The sequence below is a fragment of the Streptomyces sp. NPDC006384 genome (assembly GCF_042870695.1).
Taxonomy (GTDB): domain Bacteria; phylum Actinomycetota; class Actinomycetes; order Streptomycetales; family Streptomycetaceae; genus Streptomyces.
Genome location: NZ_JBIAHR010000006.1, coordinates 306,254 through 326,211 on the forward strand (window position 1 = coordinate 306,254; position 19,958 = coordinate 326,211).

Here is a 19,958-nt window from a genome sequence, read left to right on the forward strand (position 1 = left end):
CTGGAGCTGTCGTGAAGGACGCCTTCGGCCTCCCCCAGTCCCTGCTCGTGCTCGGCGGTACGTCCGAGATCGCGCTGGCCACCGCGCGCCGCCTCGTCGCCCGCCGCACCCGTACCGTGTGGCTGGCCGGCCGGCCCTCCCCCGCGCTGGACGCGGCGGCCGGGCAGCTGCGCGAGCTGGGCGCCGAGGTGCGCACCGTCGCCTTCGACGCGCTGGACCCCGAGTCCCACGAGGAGGCGCTCGGCAAGGTGTTCGCCGAGGGCGACGTCGATCTGGTGCTGCTCGCGTTCGGCGTCCTCGGCGACCAGGCGCACGACGAGCGGGAGCCGCTGAACGCGGTGCGGGTCGCGCAGACCAACTACACCGGCGCGGTCTCGGCCGGTCTGGTCAGCGCCCGCGCACTGCAGGCGCAGGGGCACGGCTCGCTGGTGGTGCTGTCGTCGGTGGCCGGGGAGCGGGCCCGCCGGGCCAACTTCATCTACGGCTCCAGCAAGGCCGGCCTGGACGCCTTCGCCCAGGGTCTCGGCGACGCGCTGTACGGCACGGGCGTGCACGTCATGGTCGTACGTCCCGGGTTCGTGCGGACGCGGATGACCGCGGGGATGCAGGAGACGCCGCTCGCGACGACGCCCGAGGCGGTGGCGTCGGCGATCGAGCTGGGGCTGCGGCGCCGTTCGGAGACGGTGTGGGTGCCGGGCGCGCTGCGGTTGGTGATGTCGGCGGTGCGGCACCTGCCGCGCGGCGTGTTCCGGCGGCTGCCGGTGTAGGAGCCCTTCCCGTTCCACTTGCCTCCTCGGAAAGCCAGAGGTACTTTCCCGGGAGGAAAGCCGAACGGGAGGGGAAGGCGGGGGTCATGAGCGCACCGGTGGACGCCGAACGGGCGTGGCAGGACCTGCAGCGCATCCGGGTGCCGCAGGAGCGGGTGTACGACGAGGTCGAGCGGTGCGCGGCCGGCGGTCCCGCGACGACGTACTCCACGGCCCTGCTCATGTGGGTGTTCCTGTTCCTCACGGGCCTGGACCTGCCCCTGTGGGGCGTCCTGCTGGCACTCGTCGGGTACGTCGCGGTGCTGGGCGGGCTGGCCGTCGCCCACAACCGCCGCAGCCGGGTGCGGCTGCACCGCTCGCAGTACGACTGGCGGTCGGTGGCCACCTTCTTCGGCGGGGCCGTGGTGACCGGCGGGACGGTCGTGCTGTCCGGCCGCCTGGTGGAGCCGCTGGCGCCGCTGCCCGGCAGCCTGGTCCAGGCCACCGTGTCGGCGGCCGTGTTCGTGCTGTTCGTCGGGCCGGCGACCCGGTGGGCGACCGGTTCCGTGCGCGGCCGGGGCGTGCGGCCGGCCGGGACGGGGGCGGCCCGATGAGTGTCCCGAGCGGCTTCGACGAGCTGATCCACCCCGCCACCCGGCTGTCGGTGGTCGCGCTGCTCGCCACCACCGAGTGGGCGGACTTCGCGTTCGTCCGCGACAGTCTCTCGCTGAGCGACTCCGCCCTCTCCAAGCAGCTGCACACGCTGGAGGAGGCCGGGTACCTGGAGATCCACAAGGAGGGCGGCGGCCGCAGGCGGCGCACCCGGGTCCGGCTGACGGACCGCGGCCGTACCGCCTTCGAGGGGCATGTGGCGGCGCTCCGGGCGATCGTCGAGGGCGCCGGAGCACCGGAGGCGGCCGGGCGGGAACCGGCGGGGGCCGAGCGATGACGGGCCCCGCGGACCCCGTGGTCCGGGCGCGCGGCGTGACCATGGCGTACGGCGGGACCGAGGTGCTGCGCGGCGTCGACCTGGACCTGCACCGCGGCGAGGTCCTCGCCCTGCTCGGGCCCAACGGCGCGGGCAAGACCACCACCGTCGAGATCCTGGAGGGCTTCCGGCGGCGCACCGCCGGGGAGGTGAGCGTCCTCGGCACGGACCCGGAGCGGGGCGACGACGCCTGGCGCGGGCGCATCGGGCTGGTCCTGCAGTCCTGGCGCGACCACCGCCGCTGGCGGGTCGCCGAGCTGCTGACGCACTTCGCCGGCTACTACGCCGACCCCCGCGACCCGGCCGCCCTGCTGGCCCTGGTAGGCCTCACCGGGCAGGCGGACCGGGCGGTGGAACGGCTGTCCGGCGGCCAGCGCCGGCGGCTGGACGTCGCGCTCGGCATCGTCGGCCGCCCCGAGCTGCTCTTCCTGGACGAGCCGACCACCGGCTTCGACCCCGAGGCCCGGCACGATTTCCATCTGCTGGTCGAGCGGCTCGCCCGCGACGAGGGCGTCACCGTGCTGCTCACCACGCACGACCTGGCGGAGGCCGAGCGGCTCGCCGACCGGATCGCCATGCTGGTCGGCGGCCGGATCCGGGCCTGCGGCAGCCCCGCCGAGCTGGCCCGCCGGGCCGCCGCGCAGGCCGAGGTCCGCTGGACCGCCGCCGACGGGACGCCCCGCCGGGAGCGCACCGCGGACCCCTCCCGCCTCGTGTGGGAACTCCATCAGGACGCCGCCGGCCCCCTCGCCGGCCTGGAGGTCCGCCGCCCGACGCTGGAGGACACCTACCTGCACATGGTGCACCGCGCGGACGGGGCCGAGGACGAGAAGGAGGTGCGGGCCGCATGAGGGGAACGGGATCCCGGGCGGCCCGTTCCTGGCGGGCCGGTCTCGGGCGCGGCGGCATCGAGCTGCGGCATCTCCTGCGCAGTCCCAAGGAGTTGTCCGGTCACCTGTCCAACGTGGCCGTCGCGCTGCTGATCGCCGCCTGGAACGGCGACGACGTGCCCGGCACCGGGACGCCGATGGCTCATCTGGTGCTGGCGGGCTTCGCCGCCTATCTGCTGTTCCAGGTCGGACTGGTCAACCTCCCGCAGATGCTGGTGACCGAGCGGGAGGAGGGCGCGCTGCTGCGGCTGCGCGCGACGCCCGGCGGGATACCGGCCTATCTCGTCGCCAAGTGCCTGCTGGTGGTGGCCACCGCGGCCGGCTCGCTGGTGCTGCTGCTGGGGACCGGTGCCCTGCTGGCGGACGGGCCGCTGCCGCAGGGGCCGGCCGGGTGGCTGACGCTGCTGTGGGTCACCGTGCTCGGGCTGCTCGCCGTCGTGCCGCTGGGCGCGGCCATCGGCGCGGTGCTGCCCAACCCCCGCGAGGCACTGGCGCTGATCATGCTGCCGGTGATGGGGCTGCTGGTCACCTCGGGGACGGTGTTCCCGATCACCTCGCTGCCCGTGCCGGTGCAGCAGGTGGCCTCCGTCTTCCCGCTCAAGTGGATGGCGCAGGGGCTGCGGGCGGCACTGCTGCCGGACGCGGCGCGGGCCGCCGAGCCGGCCGGGACGTGGGAACTGCCGCTGGTCGCCCTGGTGCTGGCCGCGTGGGCAGTCCTCGGGTTCCTCCTCGCGGTGCCCCTGCTGCGCCGCGCCGCCCGCCGCGAGTCGGGCTCGCGCCTGAGCGCGCGTCACCGCAGGGCGGCACAGAGCGGGGCACTGCCCGGGTAGGCGGGCCGTACGGCTAGCGGGCCGGTACGGAGCCGCTCTCCACGCGGCCGGACTGCGGGGGGACGACCGCGCTGCCGAAGGGGAACTCGCGCAGCTTGCGCCACACCCCGTCGGGGCCCTGCTCGTAGAGGGCGAAGCCGGTGCACGGCCACTGGGCCTCGTAGTCGGCCAGCTCCTCGTAGGCGCGGTCCATCGCGGCCTCGTCGATGCCGTGCGCGACGGTGACGTGCGGGTGGTACGGGAACTGCAGTTCACGCGGGACGGGCCCGGAGGAGTCCCGCACCCGTTCCTGCAGCCAGGAGCAGGCCGCGGCGCCCTCCACGACCTGGACGTAGACCACGGGCGACAGCGGACGGAACGTTCCGGTGCCGGACAGCCGCATCGGGAAGGGCCGGCCGCGGGCCGCCACCTCCGCCAGGTGCGCCTCGATCGCGGGCAGCGCCGCGCCGTCGACCTCGGTCGGCGGCAGCAGGGTGACGTGCGTGGGAATGCCGTGCGCCGCGGCGTCGCCGAAGCCCGCGCGCAGCTGCTGAAGCCGGCTGCCGTGAGGCTCCGGGACCGCGATCGACACGCCGATCGTTACGGTCCCCACGTCGTCTCCCTGTCGTTCTGTCGGTGCCGCCCGCCCACCGGCGCGCGACGGTGGCCGCCGGTGCGGCCACCCGGTTATCGACTGTACGGCCACGGCCCTGCCCCGGGCAGGCGCAACCGGAGTGATGTGCAGCGCTACGGCGGCGCGCCGGGGGCTCGGGGCGGCCCGGCGGGTCAGTGCTTGGCGGGCAGGAATCCCATGCCGTCGTACGCCCGGGCGAGGGTCTCGGCGGCGACGGCGCGGGCCTTCTCCGCGCCCTTGGCCAGCACCGAGTCGAGGGTCTCCGGGTCGTCCAGGTACTCCTGGGTGCGCTCCCGGAAGGGCGTCACGAACTCGACGATGATCTCGGCGAGGTCCGTCTTGAGCGCGCCGTAGCCCTTGCCCTCGTACCGCTGCTCCAATTCGGGGACCGGGGTGCCGGTGAGCGTGGAGTGGATCGTCAGCAGGTTGCTGACGCCGGGCTTGTTCTCACGGTCGAAGCGGATCACCGTGTCGGTGTCGGTGACCGCGCTCCTGACCTTCTTCGCGGTGACCTTCGGCTCGTCGAGGAGGTTGATCAGGCCCTTCGGGGTGGCCGCCGACTTGCTCATCTTGGCGGTCGGGTCCTGGAGGTCGTAGATCTTCGCCGTCTCCTTGAGGATGTAGGCGCTCGGCATGGTGAAGGTGTCGCCGTAGGTCTGGTTGAAGCGGTCGGCGAGGTCGCGGGTCAGCTCGAGGTGCTGGCGCTGGTCCTCGCCGACGGGGACCTGGTCGGCCTGGTAGAGCAGGATGTCGGCGACCATCAGCATCGGGTAGGTGAACAGGCCGACGGTGGTGCGGTCGCTGCCCTGCTTGGCGGACTTGTCCTTGAACTGGGTCATCCGGGAGGCCTCGCCGAAGCCGGTGATGCAGTTCATCAGCCAGCCGAGCTGGGCGTGCTCGGGCACGTGGCTCTGCACGAACAGGGTGCAGCGCTCCGGGTCGAGACCGGCCGCGAGGAGCTGGGCGGCGGCGACCCGGGTGTTCTCCCGGAACACCTTCGGGTCCTGCGGGACCGTGATCGCGTGCAGGTCGACGACCATGTAGAACGCGTCGTGGGTGTCCTGCATGCCGACCCACTGGCGGACGGCGCCGAGGTAGTTGCCGAGGTGGAACGAGCCGGAGGTCGGCTGGATACCGGAGAGCACGCGGGGACGGTCATTCACCATGCCCCCCATTGTCTCAGAGCCGCGGGGCGGTTCCGGAGGTGGGGAACCGCGGGCCGGCCGCGGCCGGGCGCGCGGTTCCCCGTGCCCCTTCGGGGCGTTGTCAGCCGAGGTCGATCTCCGGGTAGAGCGGGAAGCCGGCGACCAGGTCGGTGGCGCGGCGGGAGATCTCGTCGGAGATCTTCCCGTCCAGGACGTGGGACGCCTTGGAGGGGGCGCCGGACTTGGTGGTGCCGGGCTCGGCGGCCGTCAGGACGCGGTCGATGAGGCCGGCCACCTCGTCCATCTCGGCGGTGCCCAGACCCCGCGTGGTCAGTGCCGGGGTGCCGATGCGGATGCCGGAGGTGTACCAGGCTCCGTTCGGGTCGGCGGGGATGGCGTTGCGGTTGGTGACGATGCCGGAGTCCAGCAGGGCCTGCTCGGCCTGACGGCCGGTGAGGCCGTAGGAGGTGGCGACGTCGATCAGGTTGAGGTGGTTGTCGGTGCCGCCGGTGACCAGGGTGGCGCCGCGCCTCATCAGGCCCTCGGCGAGGGCGCGGGAGTTGTCGACGACGCGCTGGGCGTAGTCCCGGAACTCGGGCCGGCGGGCCTCGGCGAGGGCGACGGCCTTGGCGGCCATGACGTGCGGGAGCGGGCCGCCGAGGACCATCGGGCAGCCGCGGTCGACCTGGTCCTTGAGGGAGTCGTCGCACAGGACCATGCCGCCGCGCGGGCCGCGCAGCGACTTGTGGGTGGTGGTGGTGACGATCTGGGCGTGCGGGACCGGGTCGAAGTCGCCGGTGAGGACCTTGCCCGCGACGAGGCCCGCGAAGTGCGCCATGTCGACCATGAGGGTCGCGCCGACCTCGTCGGCGATCTCGCGCATGATCCGGAAGTTCACCAGGCGGGGGTAGGCGGAGTAGCCGGCGACGATGATCAGCGGCTTGAACTCGCGGGCCTGGGCGCGCAGGGCCTCGTAGTCGATCAGGCCGGTGGCGGGGTCGGTGCCGTAGGAGCGCTGGTCGAACATCTTGCCGGAGATGTTCGGGCGGAAGCCGTGGGTGAGGTGGCCGCCGGCGTCGAGGGACATGCCGAGCATGCGCTGGTTGCCGAAGGCCTGGCGCAGCTCGGCCCAGTCGGCCTCGGACAGGTCGTTGATCTGGCGGACGCCGGTCTTCTCCAGGAAGGGCACCTCGACGCGGGCGCCGAGGACGGCCCAGAAGGCGACGAGGTTGGCGTCGATGCCGGAGTGCGGCTGGACGTAGGCGTGGCGGGCGCCGAACAGCTCGCGGGCGTGCTCGGCGGCGAGGGACTCGACGGTGTCGACGTTGCGGCAGCCGGCGTAGAAGCGGCGGCCGACGGTGCCCTCGGCGTACTTGTCGCTGAACCAGTTGCCCATGGTCAGCAGCGTCGCCGGGGAGGCGTAGTTCTCGGAGGCGATCAGCTTGAGCATCTCGCGCTGGTCGGCGACCTCCTGGCCGATGGCGTCGGCGACGCGCGGCTCGACGGCGCGGATCACGTCGAGGGCGGCGCGGTAGGCGGTGGACGCGGGGGAAAGCTCTGCTGACATGGGGACCTCCGGACGTGGCGTTCGGCGTACACGGTTCGGCCCAGGCGCACGGCACACATTCCCGTACGGGCCGCTCCCCGATGGTCGGTCCCATCCCAGCGCGCCAGTCACGGCCCTGGGTCAGCCTACCGGGCGGCCCTCGCGGCGGTGATCCGGCGTCCACCATGCGAGCGGGAGGCTCGCAGGGTCAGAGACTCACAGGATCACGTGCGGCAGGAAGCGGGCGTACTCGTCCGTCACCAGGCCCGAGGACTCGCGGATGCCCAGGCCCGCCGACTCGTCCTCCACGACCCAGGCGCCGAGGACGACCCGGTTGCCGTCGAAGTCGGGCAGGGGGGCGAGCTCCTGGTAGCAGCACGCCTCGGTGCGTGCGGGGGCCTCGGTGCCGGGGCGGTGGACCGTGACTCCGGCGCCCTCGCGGCCCAGCAGGGGCTTGGCGACGTAGCCGGTGGTGCGGGCCAGCTCGCGGGGGCCGTCGAGGTAGGCGGGCAGCAGGTTCGGGTGGCCGGGGTACAGCTCCCAGAGGATCGCCAGGAGGGCCTTGTTGCTGAGCAGCATCTTCCAGGCGGGCTCGATCCACAGGGTGGTACCGGTGCCGCCGCCGTTGTCGAGGGTGTCCAGGACGTGGCCGGCGAAGCGGTCGGTGGTGAGCCACTCCCAGGGGTAGAGCTTGAAGATGCTGCGGATGAAACGGAGCTTCGTGTCGACGAAGCGGCCGGAGAGGCGGTCCCAGCCGATCTCCTCCATGGAGATCCACTCGGTGGCCAGGCCGGCCTGCTCGGCGGTCTCCTTGAGGTAGGCGACCGTCATCAGGTCCTCGCCCAGCTCGTCGGCCTCGGAGTTCGCGAAGTACAGGGGGCTGCCGGGCGGCAGCAGGGCGGCCTGCTTCCTCCAGGCGTCGACGAGCCGTTCGTGGAGGCTGTTCCACTGGTCGGCGCCGGGGAACCGTTCCTCCATCCAGAACCACTGCGGGGAGGCCGCCTCCACCAGCGAGGTCGGGGTGTCGGCGTTGTACTCCAGGAGCTTGGCCGGGCCCGTGCCGTCGTAGCGCAGGTCGAAGCGGGCGTAGACGGAGGGGAGTTCGGCGCGCCGGTGCCAGGCCTCGGTGACCGCGTGGACGACGCGCGGGTCGGTGATGCCGAGGTCGGCGAAGCGGCCGGCGGCGACGATGTGCCCGGCGGCCGCCAGGCACATGCGGTGCAGCTCCTCGACGGTCTCCTCCAGCGCCTCGACCTCCGGGAGGGAGAAGACGTAGTACGCGCTCTCGTCCCAGTACGGGCGCAGGGAGCCGTCGGGGAAGCGGGTGAGGGGGTAGACGAGCCCCTGTTCCTCGACGGTCCGCTGCCAGCCCGGGCGGGGGGTGGTGGTACGGCGTTCCACGGCGGTCAGCCGCCGCCGCTGCCGGAGCCCGAGCAGCCGAAGCCGCCGCGGTCGACGGCCTCGTCGCGGCTGAAGGTGCCGGAGTCGGCCCAGCCGTTGCTGACGTCGGCGTCGTAGTACCAGTCGGCGTCCGTGACGCGCGAGGTCTTGCGGCTCTTGCCGGAGGAGCCGGACCTGCAGTTCTTGTCGGAGACGACCTCGTAGCCCTTGAGGTGGTCGTAGCTGTCGCGGTCCACGCAGCGGCGGTCGGGGTCCGAGCCGCACGCGCTCAGGGCCGCCGCGAGCACCCCCATGCCGCCGAGCACCACCGTGCTGGACCGCAGCCGCCGTCGGGTCTGTGCCATGTCCGTCTTTCCCCCGTCACGTGGTGTCCGGTACGGCAGTTGGACCGGTCGAGTGTACGACCGCGCCGCCGGGGGACTCTACGGCAGCGCCCGGCACAGCGCGTCCAGCGCCCCCGTCCAGGCATGGTCCGGCGGGGTGCCGTAGCCGACGACCAGGGCGTCCAGCGGGGCCACGTCCGCCTCGGGGTGCCGGAAGACGGACAGGCCGTGGACGGCGAGTCCGTGCCAGGCCGCGGCGCGGACCACCTGCTGCTCGGTGCCGGGAGGGAGCCGGAGCACGGCGTGCAGCCCGGCGGCGATCCCGGTGACGCGTACCCCGGGGGCGCGTTCGGCGAGGGCGGCGACCAGGGCGTCGCGGCGGCGCCGGTAGCGCAGGCGGGCGGCGCGTACGTGCCGGTCGTAGTCGCCGGAGCGGAGGAACTCCGCGAGGGTCAGCTGGTCCAGGACGCCCGGGGCGCGGCCCGCCATGGCGTCCATGGCGTCCTCGACGAGCGCGGGCGGCAGCACCAGCCAGCCCAGGCGCAGCCCGGGGGCGAGGGACTTGCTGGCGGTGCCCAGGTAGACGACGCGGTCGGGGTCGAGGCTCTGGAGGGCGCCGACGGACTGGCGGTCGTAGCGGAACTCGCCGTCGTAGTCGTCCTCCAGGACCAGTGCGCCGGTGCGGCGGGCGTGGTCGATCAGGGCGGTGCGGCGCTCGGGGGGCAGCGTGAGGCCCATCGGGAACTGGTGGGAGGGGGTGAGGAGCACGGCCCCGGCGGCGGCCGGTCCGTCGCCGGGGGGCCGGGTGCCGTGGTCGTCGAAGGGCAGCGGGGGTGTGCCGAGGCCCGCGCGGGTGAGCAGCCGGCGGTGGTGGGGCAGGCCGTAGGACTCGACGGCGACGGAGCGCACGCCCCGGTGGCGCAGCAGCTCGGCGAGGACGCCGAGGCCGCCGGCGAAGCCCGCGCAGACGACGATGCGGTCGGGGACGGCGTGGACGCCGCGGGCGCGGGAGAGGTAGCCGGCGAGCGCGGTGCGCAGTTCGGCGCGGCCGCGGGGGTCGCCGTAGCCGAGGGCCCGGTCGGGGGCGGCGGCCAGGGCGCGGCGGGCGGCCTTCAGCCACCGGGTGCGGGGGAACGACGCCAGTTCGGGGGTGCCGGGGACGAGGTCGTAGGCGGGCGGGGCCGGCTCCCGGCGGTGCGGGGCCGGCCGGCTGTCGGGGGTGGCGGGGGTGCGGTCGGCGACGCGGGTGCCGGAGCCCCGGCGGGCGGTGAGCCAGCCCTCGGCCGTCAGATCGGCGTAGACCTCGGTCACCGTGTTGCGGGCCACGCCCAGGTCGGCGGCGAGGGAGCGCGAGGAGGGCAGCCGGGTGCCGGGGGCCAGCCGGCCGCTGCGGACCGCCTCGCGCAGGGCGTCGGTCAGGCCCCGGCGCAGTCCGGGTCCCGACCGGTCGAGATGCAGGTCCACGCCGAAAGTGGCCCATGATTCCGCCATGGAAGTGGACCATACCCGTGGGCCGCCTTGCTCCTAGTCTCGAGGGCATGACGACGAAGACGAACGAGAACACCGCCACCGCCGCCTCCGCCTCCCCCGCCGCCTCCTCCGACTCCTTCGCCCCGGAGGTCGCGCCCCGGCTGGAGTGGGCCAAGCACGCCCCCGAGGTCTGGAAGGCGATGCTGGGGCTGGAGAAGGCGGCCGGGCGGGGTCTGGACCCGAAGCTGAAGGAACTGGTGAAGATCCGTGCCTCGCAGCTCAACCACTGCGCCTTCTGCCTGGACATGCACACCAAGGACGCGCTCGCGGCCGGCGAGAGCGTGGAGCGGATCGTGCAGCTCTCCGCCTGGGAGGAGTCACGGCACTTCTACACGGAGAAGGAGCTCGCGGCGATCGAACTGACCGAGGCGGTGACCGTCCTGACGGACGGTTTCGTGCCGGACGCGGTGTACGAGAAGGCCGCCGAGCACTTCGACGAGACCGAGCTGGCCCACCTGATCGCCGCGATCACGGTGATCAACGCCTGGAACCGCTTCGGCGTGACGTGCCGCCTGACGCCGGGTCACTACACGCCGGGACAGCACGGGTGACGACGGGACAGCACGGGTGACGGCAGGGTGAGCGCGGGGGCGTCCGGAACGCGGTGATCCCCGGGCCCGCCGTGGTGGCGGGGCCGGGGATCACCGGTGAAGCGGGGTGCGTCAGATGAGGCCGAGGCCGCGGACCGCCTCGCGCTCCTCCGACAGCTCCTTGACGGAGGCGTCGATGCGGGCGCGGGAGAACTCGTTGATCTCCAGGCCCTGGACGATCTCGTACTTGCCGTCCTTGCAGGTGACCGGGAAGGAGGAGATCAGGCCCTCCGGGACGCCGTAGGAGCCGTCGGACGGGATGCCCATGGAGGTCCAGTCGCCCTCGGCGGTGCCGTTGACCCAGGTGTGGACGTGGTCGATGGCGGCGTTGGCGGCGGAGGCGGCCGAGGAGGCGCCGCGGGCCTCGATGATGGCCGCGCCGCGCTTGGCGACGGTCGGGATGAAGTCGTCGGCCAGCCACTTCTCGTCGTTCACGACCTCGGCGGCGTTCTTGCCGGCGACGGTGGCGTGGAAGATGTCCGGGTACTGGGTGGCGGAGTGGTTGCCCCAGATGGTCAGGCGCTTGATGTCGGCGACCGACGTGCCCGTCTTCTTCGCGAGCTGGGTCAGCGCGCGGTTGTGGTCGAGGCGGGTCATCGCGGTGAAGCGCTCGGCCGGTACGTCCGGGGCGGCGGCCTGGGCGATCAGGGCGTTGGTGTTGGCCGGGTTGCCGACGACGAGGACCTTGATGTCGTCCGCGGCGTGGTCGTTGATGGCCTTGCCCTGCGGCTTGAAGATGCCGCCGTTGGCCTCGAGGAGGTCACCGCGCTCCATGCCCTTGGTGCGGGGGCGGGCGCCGACGAGGAGGGCGACGTTGGCGCCGTCGAAGGCGACGTTCGGGTCGTCGGTGATCTCGATGCCCTGCAGGAGCGGGAACGCGCAGTCGTCCAGCTCCATCGCGGTGCCCTCGGCGGCCTTGAGCGCCGGGGTGATCTCCAGCAGGCGCAGCTTGACCGGCACGTCCGCGCCGAGCAGCTGGCCGGAGGCGATGCGGAAGAGCAGGGCGTAACCGATCTGGCCGGCCGCGCCGGTGACGGTGACGTTCACGGGAGTGCGGGTCATGGCGTTCTCCGTATGACAGCTGGCGGTGGGGCGTCCCTGCCCCGGGTGCGGGATCCCGCTCCGGCTCGTGACCGGACCGCCGTGATGATCGATCACCGGTACGGATGGATCACCGACGGGTGATCGATCTCTTGGCGTCAAGAGAGATCCAGCGGTCAGGCTATCGCGCCCGCGGTGTCCGGGACGTCCGGGTCGGTGTGGCCCACCCCACAGCGCCGCGCGCGGGTCACCCGGAGGGGGCCGGGTGTGCGGGCGGACGGACGTACGGGGGGCGTGTCCGGCCGCGCGGGCGGGGACGTGCGGGGGTGTGCGGGTCCGGGCCGGAGAGCGGGCGGGACGTGCGGGAGCGGCCGTGCGCGCGCCGGGGAACGCGAGAGGGCCGGACGGGGAAGAGGCGGCCGCCTGTCCGGGAGAGGGGGGACGAAGACGGCCGCCGTTCGGGGACACCGTCACCGGGCTCCCGTGGGGGTACTGTCCGCGTGCCCGGAAGGACGCGGAGCATGCCCGCGCCGGGAGATTTTTCTGTTCCGTCCGCGTCCCGGGCCGGGACGCGGACGGTGCGGGGATCAGTCCGTGCAGCCCTTCTGGCCCGACGCCAGGGTCACGCACGCCTCGGCCTCGGCCGCGGACTTCACCGCCACCATCGGGGTGTACGCGACCGTGCTGCCGGCCGCGGCGACCCGGCCCGTCTGCGCGTTCCTGCCGCCCGCGCTGATCTGGACCTCGTCGCCCTGCGCGGCCTGGGTGACGCGGGCCCAGGCGGTGCCGCAGGTCTTGCTGTAGCGGACCTCGACGGCCGCCGTGCCGACGGTGGCGGACGAGGCGGTCGTCACCAGGTCGCCGCCGCAGCCCATGGTCTCCGGGTCCTTGCCGGTGCACGTGTCGCCGCTGCACTTGACCCCGGGCGGCAGCGCGGTGCTGGTGTTCGCGGTGGGCGACGGGGAGGGCTCGGCGGCCCCGTTCTGCTTCTCGTCGCCGTCCTGCAGGAGGAAGAAGGCGCCCGCGATCACGACGAGCACGCCGACGACGCCCGCGATGAGCGTCGTCGTCCGCCCGCCGCCGCCCGAGGTGCCGTTGCGGCCCCGGTTCGCGCCGTGCGGGGACCCGCCGTGGGTGCCGGTGCCCCCGGTGCGGGCCGGTCCCGGCTCGGCGACGGGCGTCGCGGCCGTGGCGCCGGGGCGCCGGACGCGCTCGCCCGCCGGTGCGGGCCCCCGGTATCCCGCGAGGCCCCACGAGTTGCCGTCGGAGGGGCCGCCGGACGTACCGCCGCCCCGGACCGGGCCGACGGCCGCGTCGGGGCTGTCGGCGGCCGTCGGCTGCACGGGAACCGCCGTCGGCGGCAGCGTGGGCGCCACGCCCGCCGGTCCGGCGACGCCCGGCTTGGCCGCCGCCCCGCCGCCGCGCCGCCCGGACCTGCCGCCGCGGCCACCGCCCGAGCCGGCCGCGGCGCCCTGCTCACCGAGCGCGGCGCGCGCCTGGGAGATCCGGATGGCCTCCATGGTCATGTCGTGGCGCATCTCCGAGCGGCTCCAGGCGCGCTCGGCCAGCTCCCACATGGTGGTCAGGTGGACCGGGTTGGTCCGCGTGACCTCGGCCAGGGCCACGATCGCGCCCTTGGGCGCGAGCAGCCGGCCGTTCAGATACCGCTCCCAGGACGTCTTGCTGTAGCCCGTGGCGTCGGCCAGCGACGCGATGCTCAGCTCGCTCCGGTCCACGAGCCGGCGCAACTGGCCGGTGAACTCCCTGATCTGCGGATCAAGTTCCTCGGGCAAGGCCTTCCAACGAGGCACTGCTTCCCCCTCTTCCCCCGGTGACGTGCTGTTTCTTCCCCGCTCGGTTCCCCGTGACCCACGCGCGCGGCGTCCCGCGCCGAGTCCCCGTTCTGGCTACCCACAGGGATGCGCCCGGTCAGGATCTCAGTTCCCGGGGTGGGGGCGCACAGGAGCACAGAAATCGCGAGCATGCACCGTCGCACGCCCGCCGGTCCCCGGTCCAGTGTCCCACTGACGCTCCCGCGCGCGGAACGGAACCCCCGCCCGTGATACGGACCGGCCCGCACCGCCGTACGGAAAGTCCCGCACCGCCGTACGGAACGCACATGTACGGTCACACCCGGCGCAAGCATCCCCGTCGTTCACGGACTCGGTAGCGGAATGGTCACTTCCGTGCCACAGCGGCCCGCCGGGCGTTGAACAGGGCGTTCCGCGTGCAGGAGGGTGGGTCGCGACGGCGGCCCGTTCTCCCACGGGGGTGGAGGAGGGGCCGCCGTACGCGGGCCGGCTACCTGCTGACCGTGAAGTGCAGGGCGTCCTTCAGGAACGGGATCTGCAGCACGGGCTTCGGCTGGGCCATCAGCGCCAGCAGGACGATGGCGAGGCCCAGGGCCGTGCAGGTGGTGATGTCGGTGAAGCGCGAACGCACCGCCAGCATGCCGACGTCGGGCAGCACCCAGCGCAGTACGGCACCGATCAGCAGCGCGACACCGATCAGCAGCAGTCCCCACCGGAAGACGTCCAGCGCGGTCAGCAGCAGGCCGGTCCCGACGAGCCCCACCACGGTGAGCACCGGCCACTGCCGGACGGGCGCCGGGGCGTCGCGGCCCGCGGCCCGGCCACCGCCCTCGGGGCGCGCGGTGTCCCGCGTGAACAGGGGGAACCGGCGCGTGACGCGCCGTGGCCTGCCCTCGGCGTCGGGCGCGCTGACGGGGTCCCGGACGGTGAGCTCCTCCGCCGGGGGTTCCTGCACCGGGGACTCCTGTGGCGGGGGTTTTTTCTCCGGGCGCTCCGTCTCCGGGCGTCCGTCGTCGCCCCCGGTTCCCTTCCCGGACCCGGCCGGCATCGCGCGGCGTCCCTCAGCCGGCACTGCGCTCCGCCGCCTCGACCACGTTGACCAGGAGCTGAGCCCGGGTCATCGGGCCGACGCCGCCGGGGTTCGGGGAGATCCAGGCGGCCACCCCGGCCACGTCCGGGTGGACGTCGCCGACGATCTTCCCCTCGGCGTTGCGGGAGACGCCGACGTCGAGGACGGCCGCGCCGGGCTTGACGTCCTCGGCGCGGATCAGGTGCGGGGAGCCGGCCGCGGCGACGATGATGTCCGCGCGCTTGAGGTGGGCCGACAGGTCGCGGGTGCCGGTGTGGCACTGGGTCACGGTGGCGTTCTCGCTGCGCCGGGTGAGCAGCAGCGGCATCGGGCGGCCGATGGTGACGCCGCGGCCGACGACCACGACCTCGGCGCCCTTGATCTCCACGCCGTAGCGGCGCAGCAGGGTGAGGATGCCGTTCGGGGTGCAGGGCAGCGGGGCCGGCTCGCCCAGGACGAGACGCCCGAGGTTCATCGGGTGGAGGCCGTCCGCGTCCTTGTCCGGGTCCATCAGCTCGAGGATGCGGTTCTCGTCGATGCCCTTGGGCAGGGGCAGCTGGACGATGTAACCGGTGCAGGCCGGGTCCTCGTTCAGCTCGCGGACGACCGCCTCGATCTCCTCCTGGGTGGCCGTGCCGGGCAGTTCACGCTGGATGGAGGCGATGCCGACCTGGGCGCAGTCGCGGTGCTTGCCCGCGACGTACTTCTGGCTGCCGGGGTCGTCGCCGACCAGGACGGTGCCGAGGCCGGGCGTGACGCCCTTCTCCTTCAGCGCCGCCACGCGGGCGGTCAGTTCGGACTTGATCGCGGCTGCGGTGGCCTTGCCATCGAGAATCTGGGCGGTCATGCCCCCCATCCTCGCGGATGACCGGCCCCCGGTTCCAATCCGGCCACCATCCGGTCACCTCCCCGGCACCTCTCCGCCGGTCCCGGTCGTGAACAGCGAGGTTGCACTTGCACAACACCTTGTGACCGGGCTGGACAAGAAAGAGACCGGTCGAGAACGATGAGGCGGCACAGTGCCGCGGGGCCGTACCGGGGGGACGAACCGCTTCGCAGAACTCTTCCTCCGCATCGCGCCACGCGTCGTCCCCGCACGTGAAAGCAACGGAGGAAGTACCGCCATGAGTTTCGGCGACCCGAACAACCCCTACGGTGCGCCGCAGGGCCAGCAGCCGGGCTACGGCCAGCCGCAGCAGCCCTCCGGCCAGCCCGGTTACGGCTACCCCCAGGCTCCGCCGGTGCAGCAGCCCTACGGGGCCGCGCCCACCACGATGCCCGGCACCGTCAGCACCGCGCGCGTCCTGCTCTGGGTGATCGTCGGCTTCCAGGTGATCGGCACGGCCCTCTTCGCCTTCGGGGCCGTGGCCGTCGGCCAGGCCAAGGAGGACCCCGCGTTCGACGAACTGGCCGACTATTCCACCGGTGTGCTGTGGGGCGTCATGCTCCTCGCACTCGCCTGGGGTGTCTGGGCGGCGGTGCTGGCCGCGAAGTTCAACTCCGGCGGCAACGGGCTGCGCGTCACCACCCTGGTCTTCGGCATCCTCACCGCCATCATCGCGGTCTACCCGTTCACCGTGTTCGGCATCATCCACCTGGTGTTCGGCATCCTGATAGCCGTGTTCGTCGGCAACTCCAAGGGCGCCGCGTGGTTCAAGCGCCCGCGCTACTGACGGCCGCGGAACGCTTCCGCGCCCTTCACCTGCCGGGGCCGTGTCCCACCGTACGAGCCCGTACGAGGGGGACACGGCCCCGGTGCGTCACGGCCCTGCGCCGGCCGCGCTCACGAACCGCTGCCGGGCGGGGAGAGTCCTGATCCACCACCCGCAGGGCCCCATCGACGCGGAGAGCCTGGACGTCATCCGGGCGGATCCTTCTACGGCTACGGCGACAGCGACAGCAACGGCGACGTCGTGCGGCTGCCGCTGTGGACCGGCGTGTTCCTGTTCTTCGCGGGCTGTTCGGCAGCGTCCGGGCAGGACCTGTCCACGAGGCGCACGACGGAGGGCGCCCCGGTGCCGGTGCACCGGGGCGCCCTCGTGTGCCGGTCAGTGGAAGAAGTGCCGTGTCCCGGTGAAGTACATCGTCACGCCGGCCTTCTTCGCCGCCTCGACGACCAGTTCGTCACGGACCGAACCGCCGGGCTGGACCACGGCCTTGACGCCCGCCGCGGTGAGGATCTCCAGGCCGTCCGGGAAGGGGAAGAACGCGTCGGAGGCGGCGTACGCCCCCTGCGCGCGCTCGGCGCCCGCGCGCTCCACCGCGAGCTTCGCGGAGTCGACGCGGTTGACCTGGCCCATGCCGACGCCGACCGAGGCGCCGTCCTTGGCGAGCAGGACCGCGTTGGACTTGACGGCGCGGCACGCCTTCCAGGCGAAGGCCAGCTCGGCCAGCTCCGCCTCGGACAGGGCCTCGCCGGTGGCGAGGGTCCAGGTCTTCGGGTCGTCGCCCTCGGCCTGGAGGCGGTCGGTGACCTGGAGGAGGGCGCCGCCGTCGATCGGCTTGGCCTCGACCGGGGCGGCGGGCGCCTCGGGGGCGCGGAGCACGCGGATGTTCTTCTTCCTGGTGAGGGCTTCGAGGGCGCCGTCCTCGTAGTCCGGCGCGACGATGACCTCGGTGAAGATCTCGGCGACCTGCTCGGCCATCTCCTTGGAGACCGGGCGGTTGACCGCGATCACGCCGCCGAACGCGGACAGCGGGTCGCAGGCGTGCGCCTTGCGGTGCGCCTCGGCGACGTCCGCGCCCACCGCGATGCCGCACGGGTTGGCGTGCTTGATGATCGCGACGCAGGGCTCGTCGTGGTCGTACGCGGCACGGCGGGCGGCGTCCGTGTCCGTGTAGTTGTTGTACGACATCTCCTTGCCGTGCAGCTGCTCGGCCTGCGCGAGGCCGCCGCCCTCGGGGGCGGTGTAGAGCGCGGCGGGCTGGTGCGGGTTCTCGCCGTAGCGCAGGGTGTGGGCGCGCTCGTAGGTGGCGCCGAGGAAGTCCGGGAACCGCGACTCGTCGACGGGAGCGTACTCGGAGGCGAACCAGGAGGCGACGGCGACGTCGTACGCGGCGGTGTGCTGGAACGCCTCGGCGGCCAGCCGCTTGCGGGCGGCGAGGTCGAAGCCGCCGTCCTTCACCGCGGACAGCACGTCGGCGTACCGGTCCGGGCTGGTGACGACCGCGACGGAGGGGTGGTTCTTGGCGGCGGCGCGGACCATCGAGGGGCCGCCGATGTCGATCTGCTCGACGCACTCGTCGGGGGTGGCGCCCGAGGCGACGGTCTCGCGGAACGGGTACAGGTTCACCACGACCAGGTCGAACGGCTCCACGCCCAGCTCGCCGAGCTGCTGCCGGTGGCTCTCCAGACGCAGGTCGGCGAGGATGCCGGCGTGCACCTTGGGGTGCAGCGTCTTGACGCGGCCGTCCAGGCACTCGGGGAAGCCGGTCAGCTCCTCGACCTTGGTGACGGGGACGCCGGCGGCGGCGATCCGGCCGGCGGTGGACCCGGTGGAGACGAGCTCGACGCCCGCCTCGTGGAGCCCGCGGGCGAGCTCCTCGAGCCCGGTCTTGTCGTAGACGCTGACGAGTGCGCGACGGATGGCCCGCTTGGAGCTCTCGGCGGTGGCGGTCACTGGATAACTACCTTTCGTCCCTCAATGCGATAGCCGTTGCGGGCGAGCCGCCCCACGACATCGACGAGCAGCCTTCGCTCGACTTCCTTGATGCGCTCGTGCAGAGCGCCTTCGTCGTCCTCGTCCCGGATCTCCACCACGCCCTGCGCGATGATCGGCCCGGTGTCGACGCCGTCGTCGACGAAGTGGACGGTGCAGCCGGTGACCCTGGCCCCGTACGCGAGCGCGTCCCGCACGCCGTGGGCCCCCGGGAAGCTGGGGAGGAGCGCGGGGTGGGTGTTGACGAACCGCCCCCCGAACCGCGCCAGGAACTCCTTGCCCACGATCTTCATGAACCCGGCCGAGACGACGAGGTCCGGCTCGTGGGCGGCGACGGCCTCGGCGAGCGCCGCGTCCCACTCCTCGCGGCTCCCGTAGTCCCTGACCCTTCTCACGAAGGTCGGCAGCCCGGCGCGCTCGGCGCGCGCGAGGCCCTCGATGCCGTCGCGGTCGGCGCCCACGGCCACGATCTCGGCCCCGTAGGCCTCGACGCCGGTGGCGGCGATCTCGTCGAGGAGCGCCTGCAGATTGGTGCCGGATCCGGAGACCAGCACCACTAGGCGCTTGGCTCGCTGGGCCACGGGCTTGGCGGCCACGGTGGGGGCCTTTCTCGGGGGGAGCGGGTCTGTGCGGTCGGCCCGTTCGCCGGTTTGTGCGTTCCTACGAACGCTTCGCGCCCCGGGATACGGGGAAGTCTACGAAGCGGCCGACCGTCAGCAACGATACCGGCACACCTGACGGCCCCCTCGGGACGGGGGCGTGGCCGGAAGGTAGCGTCTGCGGAGGACCGGGCCGGGAACGCGGTCCGTGTGCCACGCGTTCACCAGTCGTACCGAGGCGTACCGGGGCGTATTGCGCGGTCCGTACCCTCCACTCCGTTGTCGTCAGTTCGCTATCGCCAAGGGGAAGACGCTCACTTGATGCCGGACCGCAGCCCGCGACTGCTCACGCTCCCCCAGCAGTCGGCGCAGCCAGGGGGACGCAGCACCGTGTTGCTGCGGGAACACCCTTCCTCGTCCTCCGACGCCTCCGACGCCTCCTCGGACCGGCGGAACGGCGACGAGCAGGGCGGCAGGCCCCAGCCCCCGACCTCGGCCCAGCCTCCGGCCTCGTCCCCGGACGACAATCCGTTCGCCCCGCCGCCGGAGGGCACACCGGACCGCCCCTGGCAGCCGCGGCACCCGTCGGGCGGCGACGGCGCGCAGGGCGGCGGCCAGGGTGACGGCGGGCGACCGGGGTGGGGCCGGCAGTGGAGCGACCGTCAGCCCGGCCGTTCCTCCGGCGGCTTCGGCGAGCGGCCCGGCGGCTCCGGCCCCGAGGGCCAGGGCGGTGGCGGCGGCCCGCGCTGGGACCCGACGGACCCGGCCCAGCGGCGTGCCCGCTACGCCCTGCTGTGCGGCATGTGGGGACTCTTCTTCGCACTCTTCAGCTGGCACTACCTGGCCCTGCTGCTCGGTGCCCTCGCCCTGTACTGGGGCATCAGTGCCCTGAGCACCAAGCCCCGCGCCGCCGCCGGTCCGGACACCCCGGCCCCGGCCGGGCTCCAGGAGACCCGTCCCCAGCGGACCGCCGCGATCAGCGGTCTGGTCACGTCCTCGCTGGCTCTGCTCCTGGTCGCCGGTTCGTTCTCCGCGCGGCTGGTCTACAGCGACTACTACACCTGCCGCAACGACGCCCTGACCGGCGTGGCCCAGGAGTCCTGCGACAGGCACCTCCCCGAACAGCTCCGCGACGTCCTCGACACGGACGGCTGACACCTCCCCGCCGGCCCGCCCC

The 19,958-nt window shown here is 73.4% G+C and carries 20 protein-coding genes and 1 riboswitch; of the genes, 8 read left to right on the forward strand and 12 right to left on the reverse strand.

The genetic code is table 11. The features are described 5' to 3' along the window. The first annotated feature begins 11 nt into the window (after positions 1-11). The 5 genes from ACFYOJ_RS10645 (at position 12) to ACFYOJ_RS10665 (ending at position 3,454) form a co-directional block, all read left to right on the forward strand. Positions 12-767, forward strand: coding sequence for a decaprenylphospho-beta-D-erythro-pentofuranosid-2-ulose 2-reductase (locus tag ACFYOJ_RS10645; protein ID WP_356556979.1), 756 nt, complete (start codon positions 12-14; stop codon positions 765-767). Between the two features lie 86 nt (positions 768-853). Then, positions 854-1,360 (forward strand): hypothetical protein, encoded by a 507-nt coding sequence (locus ACFYOJ_RS10650; protein WP_356556978.1) that lies wholly within the window; start codon positions 854-856, stop codon positions 1,358-1,360. After that, positions 1,357-1,695 carry a transcriptional regulator gene (locus ACFYOJ_RS10655; RefSeq protein WP_356556977.1) on the forward strand — a complete coding sequence of 113 codons (339 nt, stop codon included), beginning with the start codon at positions 1,357-1,359 and terminating at the stop codon, positions 1,693-1,695. Before ACFYOJ_RS10650 ends, ACFYOJ_RS10655 begins: the two co-directional genes overlap by 4 nt. Next, on the forward strand, positions 1,692-2,585 hold the full coding sequence (locus ACFYOJ_RS10660; RefSeq protein ID WP_356556976.1) for an ABC transporter ATP-binding protein: 894 nt from the start codon (positions 1,692-1,694) through the stop codon (positions 2,583-2,585). Before ACFYOJ_RS10655 ends, ACFYOJ_RS10660 begins: the two co-directional genes overlap by 4 nt. After that, positions 2,582-3,454: an ABC transporter permease gene (locus tag ACFYOJ_RS10665; RefSeq protein WP_356556975.1), complete on the forward strand. Its 873-nt coding sequence runs from the start codon at positions 2,582-2,584 to the stop codon at positions 3,452-3,454. Before ACFYOJ_RS10660 ends, ACFYOJ_RS10665 begins: the two co-directional genes overlap by 4 nt. 13 nt (positions 3,455-3,467) lie before the next feature. On the opposite strand, the gene ACFYOJ_RS10670 is transcribed toward ACFYOJ_RS10665, so the two are convergent. The 6 genes from ACFYOJ_RS10670 to ACFYOJ_RS10695 all read right to left on the reverse strand — a co-directional run bounded on the left by ACFYOJ_RS10670 (position 3,468) and on the right by ACFYOJ_RS10695 (position 9,973). Continuing rightward, positions 3,468-4,046: a 2'-5' RNA ligase family protein gene (locus ACFYOJ_RS10670; RefSeq protein WP_356556974.1), complete on the reverse strand. Its 579-nt coding sequence runs from the start codon at positions 4,044-4,046 to the stop codon at positions 3,468-3,470. A 173-nt stretch (positions 4,047-4,219) separates the two neighbouring features. Next, entirely contained in the window at positions 4,220-5,233 is a 1,014-nt protein-coding gene (gene trpS / locus ACFYOJ_RS10675; protein WP_356556973.1) for a tryptophan--tRNA ligase, read from the reverse strand. A gap of 100 nt (positions 5,234-5,333) precedes the next feature. Continuing rightward, positions 5,334-6,779: a glycine hydroxymethyltransferase gene (locus ACFYOJ_RS10680; protein ID WP_356556972.1), complete on the reverse strand. Its 1,446-nt coding sequence runs from the start codon at positions 6,777-6,779 to the stop codon at positions 5,334-5,336. Between the two features lie 31 nt (positions 6,780-6,810). Beyond that, a riboswitch (ZMP/ZTP riboswitch) is annotated at positions 6,811-6,900 on the reverse strand. A 74-nt stretch (positions 6,901-6,974) separates the two neighbouring features. Then, the gene (locus ACFYOJ_RS10685) at positions 6,975-8,159 is read right to left on the reverse strand and encodes a glutathionylspermidine synthase family protein (RefSeq protein ID WP_356556971.1); all 1,185 of its coding nucleotides are present in this window, start codon (positions 8,157-8,159) and stop codon (positions 6,975-6,977) included. A gap of 5 nt (positions 8,160-8,164) precedes the next feature. Next, entirely contained in the window at positions 8,165-8,503 is a 339-nt protein-coding gene (locus ACFYOJ_RS10690; RefSeq protein ID WP_356556970.1) for a hypothetical protein, read from the reverse strand. Between the two features lie 78 nt (positions 8,504-8,581). Then, the gene (locus ACFYOJ_RS10695; protein WP_356556969.1) at positions 8,582-9,973 is read right to left on the reverse strand and encodes a PLP-dependent aminotransferase family protein; all 1,392 of its coding nucleotides are present in this window, start codon (positions 9,971-9,973) and stop codon (positions 8,582-8,584) included. 47 nt (positions 9,974-10,020) lie between these two features. On the opposite strand from ACFYOJ_RS10695, the gene ACFYOJ_RS10700 reads away from it, so the two are divergent. Next, on the forward strand, positions 10,021-10,563 hold the full coding sequence (locus ACFYOJ_RS10700) for a carboxymuconolactone decarboxylase family protein (RefSeq protein ID WP_356556968.1): 543 nt from the start codon (positions 10,021-10,023) through the stop codon (positions 10,561-10,563). Between the two features lie 111 nt (positions 10,564-10,674). Here the strand turns inward: ACFYOJ_RS10700 and ACFYOJ_RS10705 are convergent, their stop codons facing one another. From ACFYOJ_RS10705 to ACFYOJ_RS10720, 4 genes are all read right to left on the reverse strand, one after another. After that, the gene (locus ACFYOJ_RS10705) at positions 10,675-11,664 is read right to left on the reverse strand and encodes a malate dehydrogenase (protein WP_356556967.1); all 990 of its coding nucleotides are present in this window, start codon (positions 11,662-11,664) and stop codon (positions 10,675-10,677) included. A gap of 566 nt (positions 11,665-12,230) precedes the next feature. Further along, positions 12,231-13,436: an XRE family transcriptional regulator gene (locus ACFYOJ_RS10710; RefSeq protein WP_356556966.1), complete on the reverse strand. Its 1,206-nt coding sequence runs from the start codon at positions 13,434-13,436 to the stop codon at positions 12,231-12,233. A 508-nt stretch (positions 13,437-13,944) separates the two neighbouring features. Then, positions 13,945-14,502: a DUF3017 domain-containing protein gene (locus ACFYOJ_RS10715; protein ID WP_388596565.1), complete on the reverse strand. Its 558-nt coding sequence runs from the start codon at positions 14,500-14,502 to the stop codon at positions 13,945-13,947. A gap of 13 nt (positions 14,503-14,515) precedes the next feature. After that, positions 14,516-15,370, reverse strand: coding sequence for a bifunctional methylenetetrahydrofolate dehydrogenase/methenyltetrahydrofolate cyclohydrolase (locus ACFYOJ_RS10720; protein ID WP_356556964.1), 855 nt, complete (start codon positions 15,368-15,370; stop codon positions 14,516-14,518). Positions 15,371-15,647: 277 nt separating this feature from the next. Between ACFYOJ_RS10720 and ACFYOJ_RS10725 the strand changes: the two genes are divergently transcribed. Beyond that, complete coding sequence (locus ACFYOJ_RS10725; RefSeq protein WP_356556963.1) at positions 15,648-16,196, forward strand: hypothetical protein; 549 nt, start codon at positions 15,648-15,650, stop codon at positions 16,194-16,196. 375 nt (positions 16,197-16,571) lie between these two features. Here the strand turns inward: ACFYOJ_RS10725 and purH are convergent, their stop codons facing one another. Both purH and purN read right to left on the reverse strand, forming a co-directional pair. Continuing rightward, positions 16,572-18,143 (reverse strand): bifunctional phosphoribosylaminoimidazolecarboxamide formyltransferase/IMP cyclohydrolase, encoded by a 1,572-nt coding sequence (purH, locus tag ACFYOJ_RS10730; RefSeq protein ID WP_356556962.1) that lies wholly within the window; start codon positions 18,141-18,143, stop codon positions 16,572-16,574. Further along, positions 18,140-18,778, reverse strand: coding sequence for a phosphoribosylglycinamide formyltransferase (purN, locus tag ACFYOJ_RS10735; RefSeq protein ID WP_356556961.1), 639 nt, complete (start codon positions 18,776-18,778; stop codon positions 18,140-18,142). Before purN ends, purH begins: the two co-directional genes overlap by 4 nt. 324 nt (positions 18,779-19,102) lie before the next feature. On the opposite strand from purN, the gene ACFYOJ_RS10740 reads away from it, so the two are divergent. Further along, positions 19,103-19,936, forward strand: coding sequence for a hypothetical protein (locus ACFYOJ_RS10740; RefSeq protein ID WP_356556960.1), 834 nt, complete (start codon positions 19,103-19,105; stop codon positions 19,934-19,936). Positions 19,937-19,958 lie beyond the last annotated feature (22 nt).

Excerpts from the sequence above, each read along its gene's own strand:
- ACFYOJ_RS10690 (WP_356556970.1), bottom strand. The coding sequence starts at position 8,503 with ATGGCACAGACCCGACGGCGGCTGCGGTCCAGCACGGTGGTGCTCGGC.
- ACFYOJ_RS10665 (WP_356556975.1), top strand. The coding sequence starts at position 2,582 with ATGAGGGGAACGGGATCCCGGGCGGCCCGTTCCTGGCGGGCCGGTCTC.
- ACFYOJ_RS10700 (WP_356556968.1), top strand. The coding sequence starts at position 10,021 with ATGACGACGAAGACGAACGAGAACACCGCCACCGCCGCCTCCGCCTCC.
- ACFYOJ_RS10660 (WP_356556976.1), top strand. The coding sequence starts at position 1,692 with ATGACGGGCCCCGCGGACCCCGTGGTCCGGGCGCGCGGCGTGACCATG.
- ACFYOJ_RS10725 (WP_356556963.1), top strand. The coding sequence starts at position 15,648 with ATGAGTTTCGGCGACCCGAACAACCCCTACGGTGCGCCGCAGGGCCAG.
- ACFYOJ_RS10715 (WP_388596565.1), bottom strand. The coding sequence starts at position 14,502 with ATGCCGGCCGGGTCCGGGAAGGGAACCGGGGGCGACGACGGACGCCCG.
- ACFYOJ_RS10680 (WP_356556972.1), bottom strand. The coding sequence starts at position 6,779 with ATGTCAGCAGAGCTTTCCCCCGCGTCCACCGCCTACCGCGCCGCCCTC.
- ACFYOJ_RS10740 (WP_356556960.1), top strand. The coding sequence starts at position 19,103 with ATGCCGGACCGCAGCCCGCGACTGCTCACGCTCCCCCAGCAGTCGGCG.
- ACFYOJ_RS10720 (WP_356556964.1), bottom strand. The coding sequence starts at position 15,370 with ATGACCGCCCAGATTCTCGATGGCAAGGCCACCGCAGCCGCGATCAAG.
- ACFYOJ_RS10650 (WP_356556978.1), top strand. The coding sequence starts at position 854 with ATGAGCGCACCGGTGGACGCCGAACGGGCGTGGCAGGACCTGCAGCGC.
- ACFYOJ_RS10705 (WP_356556967.1), bottom strand. The coding sequence starts at position 11,664 with ATGACCCGCACTCCCGTGAACGTCACCGTCACCGGCGCGGCCGGCCAG.
- trpS (WP_356556973.1), bottom strand. The coding sequence starts at position 5,233 with ATGGTGAATGACCGTCCCCGCGTGCTCTCCGGTATCCAGCCGACCTCC.
- ACFYOJ_RS10655 (WP_356556977.1), top strand. The coding sequence starts at position 1,357 with ATGAGTGTCCCGAGCGGCTTCGACGAGCTGATCCACCCCGCCACCCGG.
- ACFYOJ_RS10695 (WP_356556969.1), bottom strand. The coding sequence starts at position 9,973 with ATGGCGGAATCATGGGCCACTTTCGGCGTGGACCTGCATCTCGACCGG.